Annotated in this window: 18 protein-coding genes; 8 read left to right on the forward strand and 10 right to left on the reverse strand. The window is 69.1% G+C overall.

Annotated features, from left to right (window positions below; genetic code table 11):
• Positions 1-32: 32 nt before the first annotated feature.
• Both KEG38_RS10315 and KEG38_RS10320 read left to right on the forward strand, forming a co-directional pair.
• Positions 33-1,547: a lamin tail domain-containing protein gene (locus KEG38_RS10315; protein WP_272419027.1), complete on the forward strand. Its 1,515-nt coding sequence runs from the start codon at positions 33-35 to the stop codon at positions 1,545-1,547.
• 357 nt (positions 1,548-1,904) lie between these two features.
• The gene (locus tag KEG38_RS10320; protein WP_272419029.1) at positions 1,905-2,561 is read left to right on the forward strand and encodes a helix-turn-helix domain-containing protein; all 657 of its coding nucleotides are present in this window, start codon (positions 1,905-1,907) and stop codon (positions 2,559-2,561) included.
• 116 nt (positions 2,562-2,677) lie between these two features.
• Here the strand turns inward: KEG38_RS10320 and KEG38_RS10325 are convergent, their stop codons facing one another.
• The 4 genes from KEG38_RS10325 to KEG38_RS10340 all read right to left on the reverse strand — a co-directional run bounded on the left by KEG38_RS10325 (position 2,678) and on the right by KEG38_RS10340 (position 5,530).
• Positions 2,678-3,010, reverse strand: a complete 333-nt coding sequence (locus tag KEG38_RS10325) for a hypothetical protein (protein ID WP_272419030.1) — start codon at positions 3,008-3,010, stop codon at positions 2,678-2,680.
• Between the two features lie 13 nt (positions 3,011-3,023).
• Entirely contained in the window at positions 3,024-3,341 is a 318-nt protein-coding gene (locus tag KEG38_RS10330) for a hypothetical protein (protein ID WP_272419032.1), read from the reverse strand.
• Positions 3,342-3,444: 103 nt separating this feature from the next.
• A complete protein-coding gene (locus tag KEG38_RS10335; RefSeq protein ID WP_272419034.1) occupies positions 3,445-4,830 on the reverse strand; it encodes a TldD/PmbA family protein in 1,386 nt (461 codons plus the stop codon).
• Between the two features lie 40 nt (positions 4,831-4,870).
• Positions 4,871-5,530 carry a hypothetical protein gene (locus KEG38_RS10340; RefSeq protein WP_272419035.1) on the reverse strand — a complete coding sequence of 220 codons (660 nt, stop codon included), beginning with the start codon at positions 5,528-5,530 and terminating at the stop codon, positions 4,871-4,873.
• A 74-nt stretch (positions 5,531-5,604) separates the two neighbouring features.
• Between KEG38_RS10340 and KEG38_RS10345 the strand changes: the two genes are divergently transcribed.
• The 4 genes from KEG38_RS10345 to larC all read left to right on the forward strand — a co-directional run bounded on the left by KEG38_RS10345 (position 5,605) and on the right by larC (position 8,441).
• Entirely contained in the window at positions 5,605-6,108 is a 504-nt protein-coding gene (locus tag KEG38_RS10345) for a DUF1579 family protein (protein WP_272419037.1), read from the forward strand.
• An 82-nt stretch (positions 6,109-6,190) separates the two neighbouring features.
• Positions 6,191-6,976 carry a nickel pincer cofactor biosynthesis protein LarB gene (larB, locus tag KEG38_RS10350; RefSeq protein ID WP_272419039.1) on the forward strand — a complete coding sequence of 262 codons (786 nt, stop codon included), beginning with the start codon at positions 6,191-6,193 and terminating at the stop codon, positions 6,974-6,976.
• 44 nt (positions 6,977-7,020) lie between these two features.
• A complete protein-coding gene (locus tag KEG38_RS10355; RefSeq protein WP_272419040.1) occupies positions 7,021-7,236 on the forward strand; it encodes a hypothetical protein in 216 nt (71 codons plus the stop codon).
• Positions 7,233-8,441, forward strand: a complete 1,209-nt coding sequence (gene larC / locus KEG38_RS10360) for a nickel pincer cofactor biosynthesis protein LarC (protein ID WP_272419042.1) — start codon at positions 7,233-7,235, stop codon at positions 8,439-8,441. Before KEG38_RS10355 ends, larC begins: the two co-directional genes overlap by 4 nt.
• A 54-nt stretch (positions 8,442-8,495) precedes the next feature.
• Here the strand turns inward: larC and trxA are convergent, their stop codons facing one another.
• The gene (gene trxA, locus KEG38_RS10365; protein ID WP_272419044.1) at positions 8,496-9,137 is read right to left on the reverse strand and encodes a thioredoxin; all 642 of its coding nucleotides are present in this window, start codon (positions 9,135-9,137) and stop codon (positions 8,496-8,498) included.
• 104 nt (positions 9,138-9,241) lie between these two features.
• Here trxA and corA point away from each other — a divergent pair, with 104 nt between their 5' ends.
• Both corA and KEG38_RS10375 read left to right on the forward strand, forming a co-directional pair.
• Positions 9,242-10,408: a magnesium/cobalt transporter CorA gene (corA, locus tag KEG38_RS10370; protein WP_272419046.1), complete on the forward strand. Its 1,167-nt coding sequence runs from the start codon at positions 9,242-9,244 to the stop codon at positions 10,406-10,408.
• A gap of 97 nt (positions 10,409-10,505) precedes the next feature.
• Positions 10,506-11,588 (forward strand): ADYC domain-containing protein, encoded by a 1,083-nt coding sequence (locus tag KEG38_RS10375; protein WP_272419048.1) that lies wholly within the window; start codon positions 10,506-10,508, stop codon positions 11,586-11,588.
• A gap of 4 nt (positions 11,589-11,592) precedes the next feature.
• Here KEG38_RS10375 and KEG38_RS10380 read toward each other — a convergent pair whose 3' ends face one another.
• The 5 genes from KEG38_RS10380 to KEG38_RS10400 form a co-directional block, all read right to left on the reverse strand.
• Positions 11,593-12,804, reverse strand: coding sequence for a DUF790 family protein (locus KEG38_RS10380; protein WP_272419049.1), 1,212 nt, complete (start codon positions 12,802-12,804; stop codon positions 11,593-11,595).
• Positions 12,791-14,164, reverse strand: a complete 1,374-nt coding sequence (locus tag KEG38_RS10385; RefSeq protein WP_272419050.1) for a DEAD/DEAH box helicase family protein — start codon at positions 14,162-14,164, stop codon at positions 12,791-12,793. The genes KEG38_RS10380 and KEG38_RS10385 overlap by 14 nt, the downstream gene beginning before the upstream one ends.
• Before the next feature lie 19 nt (positions 14,165-14,183).
• Entirely contained in the window at positions 14,184-15,791 is a 1,608-nt protein-coding gene (locus KEG38_RS10390; RefSeq protein WP_272419051.1) for a hybrid sensor histidine kinase/response regulator, read from the reverse strand.
• Positions 15,792-15,893: 102 nt separating this feature from the next.
• Complete coding sequence (locus tag KEG38_RS10395) at positions 15,894-16,958, reverse strand: glycosyltransferase family 4 protein (RefSeq protein WP_272419053.1); 1,065 nt, start codon at positions 16,956-16,958, stop codon at positions 15,894-15,896.
• Positions 16,951-17,370, reverse strand: a complete 420-nt coding sequence (locus KEG38_RS10400) for a 6-pyruvoyl trahydropterin synthase family protein (protein WP_272419055.1) — start codon at positions 17,368-17,370, stop codon at positions 16,951-16,953. The genes KEG38_RS10395 and KEG38_RS10400 overlap by 8 nt, the downstream gene beginning before the upstream one ends.
• Positions 17,371-17,385 lie beyond the last annotated feature (15 nt).

Consider the following 17,385-nt stretch of genomic DNA (forward strand, 5'->3'; position numbering starts at 1 on the left):
CAACCGGCGGGGGCCCCGGTCGATGTACCGGCATGCAAAAGGTCGCATGCCCTCTCTTCGCCCTCGTCGTCGTCGCCTGTCGGCCTGATCTTCCGATTCCCGAAGCCGGACTTCGGCCGGCGACGCAGGCGGCCGGGATCACGGTCGCCTTCGAGCCGGAGGCGCCGGTCACCGCGGCGCCCCGCGTGCTTCGCGTGCACGTGGCCGCAGAGCCATCGCTCGACGAGGCGCGGCTCTTCCTCGTGCGCGGCGAGCTGCGCGACAGCCACCTCCGGCAGATCGAGCGGGACGACATCTCGAAGGCGCTCGCCGAGCGGTTCGTGCCGAGCGTCCGGTGGCGCGCGGACGATGGCTCGGTGGTGCTCGCGCCGACGGTGCCGCTCGACCCGGACGAGACGTACGCCGTGGCGAGCGGAGAGCCGCGGGCGAGCGTCGCGTTCGTGGTGGAGCCGGCCGAGGCGGCGCCGTTGCTCGTACGCGCGTGGCCGCCGGCCGAGGCGAGCGGCGCAGGCCTGTTCGGGCTCTACTGCGGCGACGTGACGCTGCCCGAGGTGTCGTTCGAGGCCACGCTCGCGCCGGACGGTCCCCTCGGCGCGTTCGGGCGGGGCGTCGCGCCGGCGGGCGCGGGGGGCGCGTGCCTGCGCTTCGTGGGTCGAGGGCTCGCCGCGGAGGGAGGGCCCTGGGTGCCGCCGCCCGTCGTGTGGCTGCCAGGCTTGCCCTGGCCGCTGCGGGTGGATCCGCGGCCCTTCGGGGGCGCGGGGAACGAGGACCTCGGCGAGGCGATCGAGGGGCCGCTCGACGAGGCTCGGCTCGAATGCGAGGCGTTCGAGGTTCCGTTCGGGCCGGGCTGCGTCGAGGTCGAGGACGATCGGCTGCTCGGGCGTGCGCCCGCGGCGGCGATGCTGTGGGGGATCGCGGGCGAGGGGCTCGACGTGGTGATGACGACGGGGAAAAACGAGCGGTTCGTCCTCAAGGGATTGCCTGCGGGGAAGGACGTTTCCCTCGACGTCGCGACGATCGACGTGCACGGACGGCAGCGGCGCCTGACCTTTTCCGCGACCACCCTGACGCCGATGCCACACGTCGTGTTGAACGAGGTGATGGCGAATCCGCTCGGGCCGGAGCCGGATCAGGAGTGGGTCGAGCTCTACAATGACGGGTCCGTGGAGGCGGCGCTCGGCGAGCTCGTGATCAGCGATATCGGGGGCGAAACCGTGCTGCCGGAAATAATGCTGCCGCCTGGGCGCTTTGCAGTGATCGTGAACGAGACGTTCGTCGTGGATGATGAGATCGACGTGCCGCCGGCCGAGGATGCTCTCTTGGTGCGTGTCCCCGCGCTCGGGAAAAGCGGACTTGGCAATGGGGGCGAGATCGTGCGGCTGCTCGATGAGCGTGGGCGCACGATTTCCAGGTTTCCAGCCATTCCTAAGCCGAAGGCTGGTCAAAGTGTGGTACGGCGGTCACCCGACGCACCAGATGGAGTGCGCGATTCTTTCCAGCTTGCGGAACCCACACCGGGGAGTGCGAACACAGCGTCATTCCTTTGACTACGGAAAAACCGTGCTCGGAGGTGGCCGTGATGGAGAAGGCGTCTTACTTGCCTACAAGAGCGAACGTTCCTTGCCTGTACAGACGGGCGGGGACGTCCGCAGGAGCGAGCAAGCGGTGTCGTTCCTACATCGGAGCCAGCGGCCTCAACCTTGCTGAATCAGCGAGTCCGGAGGCCCGAGCGAAGTGGACTGGAGTCAGGGCCTCGGGTGGGCTAGTTAACAAAGCCCGCACCTTCGCAAAAAAGTGCTAGGTTTGGATACAAAGAGCAACAGGGTGGGGGGCCACCCGCTGGTGTGGTCTGCTGGTCCGGAGGGCTGGACGGGTTGGCACACCTTTCGCGTGGAGTTCGGACGATGGCCGGAGTACGGGGAGAGAAACTGCTGACCGCGTCCGACCTCGCAGCGCTGTGCGAGGTCGATCTGAAGACCATCCATAATTGGGTGGATCGTGGCCGGATCGCACATTTTCGCACGCCAGGGCGGCATTTGCGTTTCCGCGCGGCCGACGTGGCGGAGTTCCTGCGAGCTTGGGGCTACAGCGTGCCCCGTGAGCTCGCGCGGGCGAGCGCGAAAAGCGGGCTCGTGGTGGGCTCGAAGGACACGCTCGCTCATGTCACCCGCGCGCTCGGGGACATGATGCCGCTCAGGGACGTGAAGCATCCATACGATGCACTCGTCCTCGCGGGATCAGACCCGCCGGACGTGTTCATCGTGGACGCGAAAGCGGCCGCGGCGGACGTGGACGTGGCGCACTGGATGGAAGCGCTCGAGCGGGCGTGTCGAGACGCGCGCTTCGTCGTGCTGAGCGACGAGGCGACGGGGTTGCCCCCCTTCGCGACGCGCGTAGGGCGGACGGACGCGCAAGGCCTGCGGACCTTGCTCGTGCCCGAGCCCGTGGCGCCCGCGGCCGCTGTGCCGGGCCAGGTGGCCGCCGCCGCGAATGCAAACGAGCCGGCTGCGGCCGCCCAGGAAGAGCTGCCGCCGCGCGCCGCAGGCGGTTCGTCACGGTAAAGGGACGAAAGCTCCGCTCGGCTGTCCGACGGAGGGCGAATTCGTGATTCGGGGGCCGTGCTCGTACGAGCCGAGCATGGCCCCCGAATACCGTGGATTCGTCGATCGAGGATCGATCAAAGACGCGAGCCGCGGTCGCGACACTCGGCGAGGTCGTTCGCGTCGCTGACGCAGGCGAGGAGATCGCCCGGGTCGGGGCCGAAAATGCCGGCCGTGCACCGATACTCCTCGATCACGCAGACGCTGAAATCCTCGTATTCGACGTCGCAGCCATAAATGGATGCCGTCTCCTCGGCCGCGTCGGCCTCGACGATGCACTCGTCATACTGACGGTCGTTGCAGTTCGTGCAATCGCAGGCGAGGTCGCAGACGTCCGCGGAGAGGCTGCCGCAGCCGGCGGCGAGGGGCGTGAGCGCGAGGCAGGCAAGAAGAATCCAGGGCGTTCGCATGGTCATCGCGCTCCTAATCTCCGACGCAATCGTTGAAACGGTTTCGCTCGTCGTCGCAGTCGCCCCGATGCGTCCAGGTATTGCCGCCGTCGCAGCGGAGCTCCAGCTCCAGGCACGTGAGGTAGTCGTCCCAGCGGTCCTCACAGCCGTAAATCGAGGCGACATCCTCCCGCGACTCGTATCCGACGATGCAGGCGTCGATGTCCGCGTCGTTGCCGTCGCGGCATAGCATCTCGTCCTCGCAGAGCGCGCCATACGGAGCGCACCCGAGACCAGTGCCGGCCAGCACCACGAGGGCGGCCAGACCCAAAGTTCGAGAAAGCGTTCTCATCGTTCGATTCTCCAACCTCCAAGGTCGGAGACTACGAGAAATTCCACGTCCGTGCGCGTCAAATTTACGCGCGCAAACGTGCTTTGTAGGGATTTTGGTCGGCTCAGGACGAGCCGGCGATTGTCATCGAAGAAATTCGCAGCGTGGGCGAAGCCGTAGAGCTCCGCAGGTCGAGGTCGTCGCCGACAGCGTCGATGCGCTGCCAGAGCTGATCGAGGTTCAGCGAGATGGTCACTTCACTGACAGGGAACGCAAGCTCGCCGTTTTCGATCCAGAATCCCGAGGCGCCGCGCGAGAAGTCGCCCGTGACGGAGTTGTAGCCGAAGCCCATCATCTCCGTGACGTAGAGGCCGCGCTGCGTGCTCTTCACGATGTCGGCGGCCTTCGTTTGCGTGGGCAGGAGCATGAAGTTCGAGGTGGAAGGCCCGACGCCGCCGCCGCCGCCACGCGAGGCGCTGCCCGTGGGCGCGCGGCCGAGCTTGCGGCCGCTGTAGCTGTCGCAGAGGTAGGTCTTCAGGATGCCCTGCTCGACGACGAGGTTCTTGCGCGCCGCGAGGCCCTCGCCGTCGAAGGGACGAGAGCCAGGGGCGCGGAGGACCAAGGGGTCGTCGACGATGGTGACGAGGTCACTCGCGACGCGCGTGCCCTCACGGCCGACGAGGTAGCTCGACTTGCGCCAGATGGAGCTGCCCATGATGGCGCCGGCGAGCAGGCCCAGGATGGCCCGCGCTGCGTCGGGGTCGAAGACGACCGGGGCCTCGCACGTGGGGACCTTGCGGGCGCCGAGCTTGCGCAGGGTGCGTCGCGTGGCCTCGCGGCCGACCGCCTCGGGCGCGTCGAGGGCGTCGAGGTGGCGCTTGGCCGTCCAGTGAAACCCGCGGCGCTTCTTGCCGCCCTCGTCGTCGGCGACGGGCGAGACGACGAGCGAGGCGTACGAGCCGGCATAACCGCCCGTGAAGCCGCCCGAGAGGACGAGCGCGAAGACGCCGGCGGTGCGGCTGAAGGTGGCGCCGTCGCTGTTCGTGATGCGCGGGTCGGCGTCGCGGGCCGCCTGCTCGCCGCGGCGCGCAATGTCGATGGCCTCGGCCGCGGTGACGTCACCACCCTTGGGGTCGTAGAGCTCGAGGTCGGGGAAGGGGCCGGTGGCGATGAGCGAGGGATCCGCCGGGCCAGCGAACGGGTCTTCCTGGGAGATGTCGACGAGCTCGAGGGCGTCGCGGACGAAGCGATCGAGGCCACGCGCGGTGAGGTCCGAGGTGGAGGTGAGGGCGACGCGGCCCTGCTTGATGACGCGCATGCCGAGGCTCTTGTGCGAGGCCTCCTCGACGAGCTCGGGTTCGCCGAGGCGGACCTTCGTGCTGAGCTCGGAGCCGGAGCGCGCGATGGCCTCGGCGACGTCCGCACCGCCCGCGCGGGCGCGGCGGACGACGTCCGCGGCGAGGTTTTTCAACTCTTCGATCTCGGTCTCGAGCCGGTTCGGCGCGGTCATCGTGGGGGCAGAGCGTGGTGGACAACCGGACGCTCGTCAATCAGCGTGGCTTCCGGGGTCGACCGAGGAAGCGCGGCGGCTCGTCCGAGGTGGGCTCGGACGGCAGCACCGGCGGCGCAGCCCGTCCAGGGCGTGCGGGGAGCACGGCGGAGACGTCGAAGGTTGACAACGTCCGCGCGGTGAAGACAGCCCCGGCGACGAGGATCGCGTCCATCCACAAGATGGCGTACCCGAGCGGGCTGCCCGGGAGCGGGCGGGTGCCGAAGTCGCTCTGGACCTGGTCGTAGGTGGCGTCGATGCCGAAGCGCGCGTGGAGCGTGACGAGGGGGATCAGGCCGGCGACGAGGGGGAGCGCGGCGAGCCATGCGAGAGCGGGGAGGGAGCGGCGGGCGAGGGCACGGCGGCCCGCGAGGAAGCCAAGGACGGGAGCGGCGGCGTCGAGGAGGACGAGCAGGAGCTCGAGTGCCGAGGGGATGGCGCGGCCGTCGACGAGGTAAGCGAACGACCAGTCGGCGGCGAAGACGGTGAAGTAGGCCGAGACCGGGGCGTAGACGAAGAGGGCGTAGAGGGCGACGGCGACGGTCGGGCGATCCCAGGACGAGGCGCCGGGGCGTTCGTCGGGGCCGTCCTCGGGGCGCGCGAGCCATGCGAGCAGGACGCCGAGCGTGAAGCCGAAGAGCGGGGCGAGGGGAGCGGGCATGGCAGACGCGGAGGGAGCCGGGCTAGCGCGGGTGAGCTGGGATGTCCACGGGGGGTTCGTTTATGCTGCGTCGTATGGAACAAGTGGACCTGGAAACCGAGCGGACAGGGCCTTACGAGCACGACAGCGCGCACGAGCGTCTCGCGCGGCTCGCGGGCGTGTGGCGAGGGACGGCGCGGACCATCATGGGGCCGGGCGCGGAGCCTCTCGAAGCGGCCTGGGAAGGGCGGATCGCGGTGATCCTGGGCGGGAGGTTCGTCCGGTTCACGTATCGATCGAGCGTCGAGGAGAAGCCGATCGCCGGGGAGATGCTGATCGCGTTCGAGTCGGGCGAGAAACTCTGGCGGACCTCGTGGGTGGACAGCTTCCACACGGGCACGATGATCCTCGTGTCCGAGGGCAGCGGGACGGACATCGACGTACGGGGCAGTTATTTCGCGGCGGAAGGGCACCCGCGCTGGGGGTGGCGCACCGTCGTCGACGACGCCCAGGCCGACAAGCTCACGATCCGCATGTACAACATCACGCCCGACGGACAGGAGTTTCTCGGGGTCGAGATCACGCTCGCACGCGCATGAGCGAGCGGCCGCGAGTGAGCGCGGGGACGTGGAGTCCCGGGTGCGTTGCGCGCGACCTGCCACCGGGCTAAGGGCTCCCGCGATGGATCCCAGGCGCGTGGAAGAGCTGCTCGATCGTGTCCGGCGTGGGGACGTGACGGTCGAGCAGGCGGTCGAGGCGCTCAAGAGTTTGCCGTTCCGCGACCTCGGGTACGCGACGGTCGATCATCACCGGGCGCTCCGGCAAGGCGTGCCCGAGGTGATCTTCGGCGAAGGGAAGAGCGGCGAGCAGATCGCGGGGATCGCCGAGGAGATGGTGCGCGCCGGGACGAACGTGCTCGTGACGCGGATCGACGCGCAGAAGGCGGCGATCGTGGGGCAGCGAGTGCCGAGCTTCCGGTTTGCGCCGCTCGCGCGGACGGGGAGCGTGGAGATCGCGCCGCCCCCGAAGCGTCCGTGCGCGCCGGTCGCGGTGGTGACGGCCGGGACGAGCGACAACGAGGTGGCCGAGGAGGCGGCGGAGACGCTGTCCGCGCTGGGGCTCGAGCCGCTCAGGATCTACGACATCGGGGTCGCGGGCATCCATCGGCTTCTGCATCGCATGGAGGATCTGCGGCGCGCGTCGGCGGCGATCGTGTGTGCGGGGATGGAAGGGGCGCTGCCGAGCGTGGTGGGCGGGATGATCTCGACGCCGGTCGTGGCCGTTCCGACGGCGGTGGGGTACGGGACGGCGCTCGGGGGATTCACGGCGCTGTTCGCGATGCTGACCTCGTGCGCGTCGGGGGTCTCGGTCGTGAACATCGGCAATGGGTTCGGCGCGGCGATGGCCGTGCACCGCATGATGCCGAAAGCCTCGCAAGCGACCGAGCAGCCGAAGACCGCAGGCTGAGCAAGGAGCACAGCACGTGCACGGACACGGACACGATCACGGGCATGGGCATGGCCACGGGCACGACCATGACCACGGGCACGATCACGACCATCACCATCACCACGATCACGCGCACGGCCACGTGCATCACGCGCACGATCACGGGCACGCGCATACGCACGATCGCCCGCATACGCACGCGCATGCGCCCGGGCCTTCGCACGATCACGCGCACGTGCACGGGCATGAGCACGGCCGCGGGCACGAGCATCCGGTGAGGACGCCGCTGCTGGAGCAGGGATCGGGCGTCGGCAAGATCCTCTTTTTCGACGCGTTCAGCGGCGTCGCGGGGGACATGACGATCGCGGCGCTGCTCGACCTCGGCGTGCCGCTGCTCGTGATCGAGCACGCGGTGGCGGCGTTGCCGCTCGAAGGCGTGTTCCTCGAGCGCGGGCACGTGCATCGGAGCGGCATCGTGGCGACCTCGTTCGAGGTGCACGTGGAGACGTCGCAGCCGGAGCGGACGTACGCGTCGATCGACGCGATGCTCACGTCGAGCCCGCTCGATCCCGAGGTGCGGACGCTCGCGCGCCGGATCTTCCGGCGGCTCGGTGAATCGGAGAGCGCGGTGCATCGGATGCCGCTCGACGAGGTGCATTTCCACGAGGTCGGAGCCGTCGACGCGATCGTGGACATCGTGGGCGCGGCCGCGGCGCTCGTGTACCTCGGGGCCGAGGTGCGGGGCGCGCCGCTGCCGATGGGGCGCGGGTTCGTCAAGGCACGTCACGGGATCCTGCCGCTGCCGCCGCCCGCGACGGTGGAGTGTCTGCGCGGGGTGCCGACGTACGGCGTGGATCTCGACGCGGAGCTCGTAACGCCGACGGGCGCGGCGATCGTCGCGACGGCGGCAGGGCGCTTCGAGCGGTGGCCCTCGTTCGCGCCGGAGCGCGTGGGCTGGGGCGCGGGGTCGCGGGAGCTGCCGGATCGGCCGAACCTGCTCAGGGTCGTGCTCGGGACGCGCGGGGGCGTCTCGGACGAGCCGCAAGTCGGCGCGTCGCACGTGGTGCTCGAGGCGAACGTGGACGACATGACGGGCGAGATGGCGGCGCACGCGATCGAGGCGCTCTTCGCGGCGGGAGCGCTCGACGCGTGGGCCGTGCCGATCACGATGAAGAAGGGGCGGCCGGCGCTGACGATCGCGGCGCTCGCGCCGGCTCCGCAAGCGGACGCCGTGGGCGCGACGCTCCTCCGCGAGACGACGTCGATCGGGATCCGGAAGATCCCGGTGACGCGGACCGAGCGGCCGCGGCGTACGGTGGCGGTGGAGACGGCCTACGGGCGGGTGCGCGTGAAGATCAGCGAGGGGCCGTTTGGTCCGCCGCAGATCAAGCCGGAGTTCGAGGACTGCGCGGCCGCGGCGAAGACGCACGGCGTGGCGCTGCGCGAGGTGGTCCAGGCGGCGCTCGCCGCGCTGGCGATCTGAGAGACTCCCTCACCCCCAGCCCCTCTCCCTCGCGGGAGAGGGGAGTCGGCCCGATCAATCCGGTCGTTCGATGGGAAGCCCCTCGGCTTCCCATCCGAGGAAGCCGTTCTCCAGGAACGCGATCGGCACGTCGCTCTTCGCGAGCGTCTCGGCGAGCGTCTTCGACTTGTCGCCGGCGCGGCAGTAGAGAACGGGCTCGCCCGGCAGCATGTGGAGCTCCGCGAGGCGCGTCTCGATCTCTTCGAGCGGGATGTGCACGGCGCCCGGGATGTGCGCGCGGTTGTAGGCAGCGGCCTCGCGCGTGTCCACGGGGACGACCTGATGTTGCTTGAGGGCCTGCGCGAGCTCCATCGCGCGGATCGCGCCTTCGGCCCGCGGGAGGAAGGGATCGAGCAGCTCGCGCAGGCGCGCCTTGCGCACGGCGCCTTGCTCGCCGGCGACGGGGCGGCCGCGGAAGAAGACCATGAACGTCGGCACCGCCTGCACGCGCATCGCCGCCGCGAGGCGCTTGCTCTGGTCGATGTTCACCTTGACGAACTTGGCCTTGCCTTCGAGCTCGCGCGAGAGCGCCTCGACCTCGGGCGCCACCGTTTTGCAGGGGCCGCACCAGTCGGCGTAGAAGTCGATCAGGACGGGGAGCTCGCTGCGCAGGACCTCGCGTTCGAAATCTTGCTCGGAGATGACGGGGACCGGCATGGGAGGAAGTCCATAGCGAGAGTCCCGGCCGATGGCGAGGGGTCTCGCCGCGTCCGCGCAAGCGAGCGGCGAATCGAGGCAAGGCCTTCGGTAGGATGTCCTCCGTGCAGGACACCCACGACGCCCAGCCGCCGCCTTCTTCGAAGAACCTGCCCTCGGTTCGAAAGCGACCCCGGCCGAGCTTGATCCTCTCGAACGAGCCCACGCCCGGCGCGCCGCCCGGCACGCTGCTCGTCGAGGATCCCAACAAGCCGAAGATCTACCTCATCGACTACTGCCAAGAGCACATCGTCGAGAAGTGGATCGACTCGGTGGACGAGGCCGTGCCTTACCTGACGGACGATCGCCCGAGCGTCACGTGGATCGACGTGCAGGGGATCGGGCACAAGCCGACGTTCGAGCGGCTCGGGGAGATCTTCGGCATCCACCCGCTCGCGCTGGAGGACGTGGTGAACGTCCCGCAGCGGCCGAAGAGCGACGTGTACCCGGGGCAGCAGGTGCTCATCTGCCGGATGGCGCAGTCCGACAAGAAGGGCGCGCTCGTGACCGAGCAGATCGCGATCGTGTTCGGCAAGGGCTTCGTGCTGACGGTGCAGGAGGAGCCGAGCTCGGACGTGCTCGAACCGGTGCGCGAGCGCATCCGCAAAGGAAGGCAGCTCATGCGGACGGGCGGCGCCGACTACCTCGCGTACGCGCTCTTCGACGCGATCATCGACGGCTTCTACCCCGTGCTCGAGAAGCTCGGCGACAAACTCGACGAGATCGAGCTCGATGCACTCTCCGGCAAGGACGGGACGGCGCGCCAGATCCACGACGTGAAGCGTGATCTGCTCGCGCTGCGCCGGACGATCTGGCCGCAACGCGAGGTCGCGAACTCGCTCCTCCGGGACGGATCGCCGCACATCCAGGAGCACACGCGGCTCTACCTGCGCGACACGTACGACCACGCGGTGCAGGTGATGGATATGGTCGAGACGTTCCGCGAGATCGCCTCGGGCCTCATGGATCTGCACCTCTCCGGCGTGTCGAACCGGATGAACGAGATCATGAAGGTGCTCACGATCATCTCGACGATCTTCCTGCCGCTCACGTTCATCGCGGGCGTGTACGGCATGAACTTCGACACGGACGTGTCGCCCTACAACATGCCGGAGCTCAAGTGGCGGTACGGCTATCCGGCCTCGATCGCGTTCATGCTGTTCAGCGTGGCGGGCCTCTTCGTCTTCTACTGGCGGAAGGGCTGGATCGGAAACCGCCGCCGCGAACCGTGAGTCTCGAATCGAAAGGCGACGGTTTGTTGCTCCCCTCCGGCCCCGGCGAAACGCGGCCGCGCGCCTGGGCATCTTCGCTTCGAGAGAGGGAAGAAACATGCATTCGTGGATGTCCTGCACGTCCGAGATTGGATGGAGACGCGCCGCGGTATGGGCCCCGATCCTCCTGGGGATGCTGTTCGGCCCGGGTTGTACCGAACCGACGGGCGATCCTGACGACGAAGAGGGAGAGGTCATCACGTCGGTCCAGGCGCTGAGCACGACGAACGGGCTCGCGCTGAACGGACTCGCGCTGAACGGGCTCGCGCTGAACGGGATCTCGCTGAACGGAATCTCGCTGAATGGTCTCGCGCTGAACGGGGTGTCGATCGAGGGGACGACGTTCGTCGGGAAGAAGGCGTCGGGCAAGCCGATGAAGCCGGAGGAGTTCGTCGGCGCGACCTTCACGGGCACGCTCAGCAATGGGCAGACGATCACGTTGCGGATCGAGGATCGCGTGGCGTCGACGCGACCCGATGTCTTCTTGTACGAGGTCGCGTACCTGTCGAGCCCAAGCCAGGGCGCGTGGAAGAGCCTTTGTGGCGAGACGTCGAGCGGCACGCTGCGCCGCGCGATCCCGCTCGCGGGCACCTGGGATTACTCGGAGCGGAAGCCGACGAGCGGCATGCACCTGGCGTCCGAGACGACCTTCACCTTCGCGTGCAGGCCGTACGCGATCGCGAAGTGCGTGGAGCTCGGATACAAGCCGTGGGGCGGCGTGAAGGAGTGCGTCGCGCCGGGCATATGCAAGGAGATCCCGGGCGTGCTCTTGCACCAGGCATGCACGCGCATGCTGCGCGCCGATTACTGCGGCGACGGCGTGCCGCACACGCAGGACGGGACGATCGTCGACGTGTGGGACGACTTCGGGATCCAGGCCTCCGTCGTGACGGACTTCGCGTTCGAAGCCGAGTGGACGCCGATGGGCGCGCGCTGCATCGAGCACACGCGGTGGCACGGCGATACGAGCGGCGCGACCACTTCGTATGTGGACAAACATTGTTCGTCGCGATGGTCGAGCGTGCAGCCGAGCTACGACTGCGGAGGGCCGAGCTCGACGCTGCACACGGCGAAGGGGTTCGCCATTCCGCCGCTCGTCCGTTCGCTCATCGGCAACGAGTCGGCGCTGCCCGGCGATTGACGTGTCAGCCCTTGCGACGGAGACGTTCGAGCACGGCGCGCGGCGACATCGTGGCGCGGTAGACGTAGATCTCGCCGGCCTCGTCCTCGCCGAGGACCTCCTCGCTCACGCGGAGCTGTTTGCCCACGGCGAGGAGGAACCGCGCAGGAAAACCCTTGCGCACGAGCTCGACGCGTTGCCAGACGGCCTGCCGGCTCCAGAAGCCGAAGGCCTCGAGGAAGACTTCCTCGCCGGTCGTCTCGCTGCGGAAGACGAGGTCGGGGACGCAGGCGATCTCGCCGGGGAGGGCGAAGATGTGATCGTTCTCGGCGACCGACCACTCGGAGCCGAGGCGTTCGAAGGCCTGCTTGAACACGTCGAGATCGGGGCCCGTGGAGGGGGCCTCGGCGACGTGCGAGACGAGGCCGTCTTCGGGGGTGATCTCGAGGACGGCACGTGTCCTGGCTTTGCCCCACGCGAGCTCGGCGCGGACGTGAAAGGAGCGGAACGCGAGGACCTGCGGAAGGAACATGGCGAGGCGCAGGCCATACTTCTGGACCGCGTCGAAGAGGCTCCACGGGCCGTCGAGCGTGATCGTGTAGCCCTCCTGCGGAGAGCCCTCGACGACATGAATGAGGCCGTGGAAGCGCGCGGCGCGGAAGAGGCGGCGGTATCGATCGGGGCTCTCGTCGGCGATGCGGATCGTGACGCGCGTGGCCTTGAGCAAGACGGCCTGGGCGAGGCCGAGGTCGTACCGTTCGAGCAGGGCGTCGGGGCCGATGGGGCGGAAGGCTTCGAGCTGCTCGTTTTCGCGCAGATCGGCGTAGAGCGCGGCGTCGATCTCCGCGGGGGTTTTTCCGAGGCGCGGGGCGAGCTCGGCGAGGACGCCGTCGCGATCGAACTCGCTGCGGACGTCGAGCGCGCGGTGGGCTTTTGCAGCGGCGAGGAAGACCTCGCGGCGTACTTCTTCCGGATCGACGCCGGTCGGAACGGTCCAGGTGCACTGGCCGTCGAGGACCTTGCGTAGGCCGTCGCCGACGAGGCGCGCGTCGGCGGGGACGGGGACCGCGTCGAGCGCGGCCTCGATCTCGTCGCGGCTTCGTCCGATGGAGCTCCCGAGGATGCGGACGAAGTCTTTCGCGAGCGTCTTGGCGAGCTCGGCATCGTCGCCGCGGAGGTAACGAGGCAGGACGCGTCCGCCTTTGCGGCGCACGCGGAGGAGATCACTTGTAAGCAACGTGCTCCCTCCGCTTGTCGCTCGTGTACTGCTCGGCCGTGTTCTCGGCGACGAGCTCGTAGAGCAGCGCGCGTTTGTCCTGTCCCTTGCGCAGGATGCGGCCGAGGCGCTGGACGTGCTCGCGGACCGAACCGTTGCCACTCAAAACGATGGCGACGTTCGCCTCGGGGACGTTGACGCCCTCGTTCAGGACCTTCGAGGTGACGACGGCCGTGAGGTCGCCGGCGTTGAGGGCCGCGAGGATCGCGCTGCGCTCCTTGACGCGGGTCTGGTGGGTGATCGCGGGCAGGAGGAAGCGGCGCGAGATTTGGTAGACGGTCGCGTTGTCCTCGGTGAAGACGATCGTGCGGTCGTGCCGGTGGTTGTGGAGCAAGCGGGCGAGGACGTTGATCTTGCCCGGCGCGGCGAGCGCGAGCGCGCGTTGCCTGCGGTAGGCGAGGAAGGCGCGGCGGCCCGCTTCGCTGCGCGAGGAGAGGTAGAGGAAGCGGCTCCAGCCGTCGGGGGCCGACATGCGGATGCCCTCTTCGCGGAGAAAGGCGACGTACTCGCCGCGGGCGGCGTCGTAGGCCTCGCGCTCCTCGGGCGAGAGAGGGACGCTGATTCGTTCGGTCTCGTAAGAAGCGAGGTACTCGCCGGAGAGCTCGGTGATGTCCTTGCGATAGACGATCGGGCCGATGAGCTCGTCGTACGCGCGGCCGTCCGTACGCTCGGGCGTGGCCGTGAGGCCGAGGCGGAAGGGCGCGATGCTCATGCGCGCGGCGAGCTGGTACGAGGGGCTCGGGAGGTGATGGCACTCGTCGAAGACGACGAGGCCGAAGCGTCCGCCGAGCCGATCCATGTGGAGGTGCGCGGAGTCGTAGGTGGTGACGGTGATCGGTTCGACTTCGTGGTAGCCGCCGCCGATGACGCCGATCGCGCGGCCGAACGCGGCGGCGAGGATGTCGTACCACTGGTTCAAGAGGTCGAGCGTGGGCACGACGACGAGCGTGGAGCGCTTGCGGCCGGCGATGGCCATGGTCGCGACGTAGGTTTTTCCCGCGCCCGTCGGCAGGACGACGACGCCGCGGAAGCGATGCGCGGCCCACGCGTCGAGCGCCTCGCGCTGATACGGGAAGGGCTCGTGACGCGCGGTGGGCTCGATGTCGAGCGTGTCGTACGCGCGCGCTTCGTCGTTGAACGTGAGCTTTTTCGCGCGGAGCCAGAGGACGATGTCCGCGTACGAAGACGCGGGGAGGCGGAAGGTGTTCTCGCGCGCGTCCCAGGCGCAGGCGGGCGGCAGGCTCGTCGCGTGGTCTTGCGCGAGGCCGTCGAGGCGCACCGTACCCCCCTGGAACGCGAGGCGGAGGCCGTCGCTCATCATCTCGGGGGCGGAGGTTAGCTCAAACCGAGGAAGGCGCGCGCGGGCGAGGGGCGATTGCGCGGAGGATCTCTTCGAGGTCCGCGGGCGAGAAGGGTTTTTCCAGGCACCGGTTCGGGGCCTGGGCCAGGAAACTCCGGGCATCCTGGGTGAAGGCGCCGCCCGTCATGTACACGATGCGCTCGGAGGACTCGGGCATCCGCTCGCAAAGCGAGCGGTGGATGTCGAACCCGGAGACGCCGGGCATCATCACGTCGCAGAGCACGGCATCGTAGGGTTTGTCCGCGAGCGCTTCGAGCGCGCCCTTCCAGCTCGTCCGTCCGTCGACGTCGTGGCTGCGCTCGAGCTGGCGCACGATGGCCGAGAGGAGCGCGGGCTCGTCGTCGACGACGAGGACCGTGAGGCGCGGCACGGGCGCGCGCTTCGGGATCTCGGAGCGAGGCTCCTGGCCGAGATCGATGCTCTCGGCGGGCAGGAGCGTGACGCGGACGACCGTGCCTTTGCCGACCTCGCTCTCGATCTCGATGCGGCCGCCGTGCGCGCTCACGATGCTGCGGCAGATCGAGAGGCCGAGGCCGCTGCCGACGCCGACGGGTTTGGTCGTGAAGAAGGGCTCGAAGACGCGGTTCAGGATCTCGGGCGGGATGCCGGGGCCGTTGTCGCGGATCTCGACGAGCGCGCTGCCGGAGACCTTGTGCGTGGCCGTGACGACGAGGATCTCGTTCGTCTGCGCCGATCCCTGCGGCAAGGCCTGGAGGGCGTTGACGAGCAGGTTCAAGAAGACCTGCCCGAGACGAGCCTCGTTCGCGTGGACGAGCGGGACCTCGCCGTAGCTGCGGACGAGGTGGCCGCGGTGGCGGATCTCGTTGTCGGCGACCTTGATGGAGGCGTCGAGGACGCGGCGCACGTCGATGGGGCGGCGCTCTTCCTGGTTCGCGCTGGAGAAGACGCGGAAGTCGCGCACGATCTGGGCGACGCGGTCGGTGCCGTCGAGGGCCTCGCCGCAGAAGCCGAGGAGCTCGCGCGCGAGCGATTGCGTTTCGGTGTCGCCGCGCGCGCCCGAGGCGCTCGCGAGATCTTCGAGCTTCTTCGTGACGAGCGCGATGTTGAGCGTGACGTAGGCGAGGGGGTTGTTGATCTCGTGGGCGACGCCAGCGGCGAGCGTGCCCATGGAGTTCATGAGGTTCGCCTGGTAGACGCGCGCCTCGGTCTCGATGCGCGTGGTGATGTCGCGGCAGAGGCTGATGATGGCGATGCCGCCCTCGAAGGGCGCGGGCGCGGAGGCGACCTCGACGGTGATCACGCTGCCGTCGCGGCGCATGAGGCGATAGGTGTAGAGTGGCGCGGCCTCGTTCGTGGCGAGCATGACGCGCACGCGGCGGTTCTCGCGCGTGACGTCTTCGGCATGGAGGATCTCGCCGAGAGGGCGGCCGTAGAGCGCCTCGGTGCTCTCGTGGCCGAGGCACGCGACGAGCGTGGGGTTCGCGTAGAGGATCTTGCCGCCGCGGTGCACGACGACGAGCTCACTCGTCTTCTCCACGATGAGGCGGAAGAGGCCCCGGACCCCCGCGAGAGCCTCCTCCACGGCGCCTTCGAAGCGCGAGGTCTGTGCGGCGTGATCGTCGTGCATGGCGTGGCCTATCCGAACGAACCTGAGCCATTCTAGAACGGAAGGCGGGCGCGTTTCGGGGATTCGTCGGGGCCGCGAAAAGCGGGCGCGGCGCGGGGGGAGTCAACGCGATGTCGGGAATACTGCCCGGCAGAAGGCGTCCTGGGTGTCGGCCCACGTGGGCAGCGTCGCCGCGCGGCGGAGGGCGGCGCGCTGCATGGCGTCGAGGTGGTGCTCGTCCTGCACGACGCGGACGAGCGCGCCTTCGAGGGCGCGAGGATCGCCGGGTGGTACGAGGAGGGCCTCTTCGCCGTGGCGGACGACTTCGGGGATCGCGCCGGCGTCGCACGACACGATGGCGAGGCCATGGGAGGCGGCCTCGGCGAGCACGATGCCGTAGCCCTCGTAGCGGCTCGGCAGGACGAGGACGTCGTGCGCACCGAGCTCGTCTGCGAGCGCGGCGTCGGTGAGGGCGCCCGTCACGCGCACGCGGGTGCCGTAACGTGACGCCGCGGCGAGCACGCGCGCGGCGTAGAGCGGGTCGCGATCGGCAGGTCCGGCGAGCGTGAGCACGGCGCGCGCGGCGACAGCGGGGAACGCTTCGAGCAACGCGAGCGGATCTTTGCGAGGTGTGAGCGCGCCGAGGAAGAGCAGGCGCACGGGGGCGCCGCGCGTGCGTGCTGGCGGCGCGGCGCGAGCGCCGAGCCGATCGCGGCCGGGGTGTACGACGGTGATTCGATCAGGCGCGATGCCGGCAGCGATGGCCACGCGTGCAGTGGTCTCGCTCGTGACCACGACGTGATCGGAGGCGGTGAGGAGTGTGCGTTCGAGGGCGAGGCGGAGTTTTGCAGAGACGCCCGTTCGTTCGCTCGCCGCGAGGTGATGGAGCAATGTGACGAGGCGGGGTGAAGCAGATGAGCGGGCGCGGAGCGCCGCAGCGAAGGCGGCGCGCGGGTGACAGAGCTCGTCGATGATGACGACGTCGTAGGCGCGCGGGGCGAGGAGGCGCAGGAGGCGAGTGTTCTCGCGCAGCGAGGCGAGAGGGCCACGCACGTCGAGGTTCACGACATCGACGTCGCAGCCGCGTGCTCTCAGGCCTTCGATGACGAGGCGATCGTAGAGGTAGCCGCCCGTCGGTTGATCTAGCGCGCCATCGACGACGAATGCGACGCGTGCCCCATCAAGCAACCCCGATCTCCGCGCCGGGCATGGTCGACGCATGGCGAATCGGCCCGCGGTACTTGGCCCATGCGTTCGGAGATTCGTCGAGCACGACGGTGAGCATCGTGCCCGCGCGGAGCGGGAGCACGTGTCCGAGCTCGCGGTGGATGTACCGCGCGATGACCTCGGTCGTGGATTTGCCAGGCGTGAAGCCCGGGTGCTCGTCGAGGTTTCTGTAGTCGAGCTGCTCGAGGACGCCGCGTAGCTTCGCGCGGAGCATGCCGATGTCGCAGACGACGCCATGCTCGTCGAGCTCCTCCTGCTCGACCTCGGCGCTGACCACGTAGGTCGCGCCGTGCATGCGTTGCGCGGGGCCGAAGAAGTCACCGTCGAGACGGTGAGCCACCATGATGTGATCACGAACGCCGACCGTGTACATGCGCCCAAGGATACC

The organism is Polyangium jinanense, assembly GCF_028435265.1.
Taxonomy (GTDB): Bacteria; Myxococcota_A; Polyangia; order Polyangiales; family Polyangiaceae; genus Polyangium; species Polyangium jinanense.

What these genes read in the sequence shown, in the direction of transcription:
- KEG38_RS10345 (WP_272419037.1), top strand. Translation starts at nt 5,605, where the DNA reads ATGGAACAAGTGGACCTGGAAACCGAGCGGACAGGGCCTTACGAGCAC.
- KEG38_RS10320 (WP_272419029.1), top strand. Translation starts at nt 1,905, where the DNA reads ATGGCCGGAGTACGGGGAGAGAAACTGCTGACCGCGTCCGACCTCGCA.
- KEG38_RS10335 (WP_272419034.1), bottom strand. Translation starts at nt 4,830, where the DNA reads ATGACCGCGCCGAACCGGCTCGAGACCGAGATCGAAGAGTTGAAAAAC.
- KEG38_RS10330 (WP_272419032.1), bottom strand. Translation starts at nt 3,341, where the DNA reads ATGAGAACGCTTTCTCGAACTTTGGGTCTGGCCGCCCTCGTGGTGCTG.
- KEG38_RS10315 (WP_272419027.1), top strand. Translation starts at nt 33, where the DNA reads ATGCAAAAGGTCGCATGCCCTCTCTTCGCCCTCGTCGTCGTCGCCTGT.
- trxA (WP_272419044.1), bottom strand. Translation starts at nt 9,137, where the DNA reads ATGCCGGTCCCCGTCATCTCCGAGCAAGATTTCGAACGCGAGGTCCTG.
- KEG38_RS10400 (WP_272419055.1), bottom strand. Translation starts at nt 17,370, where the DNA reads ATGTACACGGTCGGCGTTCGTGATCACATCATGGTGGCTCACCGTCTC.
- larB (WP_272419039.1), top strand. Translation starts at nt 6,191, where the DNA reads ATGGATCCCAGGCGCGTGGAAGAGCTGCTCGATCGTGTCCGGCGTGGG.
- KEG38_RS10385 (WP_272419050.1), bottom strand. Translation starts at nt 14,164, where the DNA reads ATGATGAGCGACGGCCTCCGCCTCGCGTTCCAGGGGGGTACGGTGCGC.
- KEG38_RS10325 (WP_272419030.1), bottom strand. Translation starts at nt 3,010, where the DNA reads ATGCGAACGCCCTGGATTCTTCTTGCCTGCCTCGCGCTCACGCCCCTC.
- KEG38_RS10390 (WP_272419051.1), bottom strand. Translation starts at nt 15,791, where the DNA reads ATGCACGACGATCACGCCGCACAGACCTCGCGCTTCGAAGGCGCCGTG.
- KEG38_RS10355 (WP_272419040.1), top strand. Translation starts at nt 7,021, where the DNA reads ATGGGCATGGCCACGGGCACGACCATGACCACGGGCACGATCACGACC.
- KEG38_RS10375 (WP_272419048.1), top strand. Translation starts at nt 10,506, where the DNA reads ATGCATTCGTGGATGTCCTGCACGTCCGAGATTGGATGGAGACGCGCC.
- KEG38_RS10340 (WP_272419035.1), bottom strand. Translation starts at nt 5,530, where the DNA reads ATGCCCGCTCCCCTCGCCCCGCTCTTCGGCTTCACGCTCGGCGTCCTG.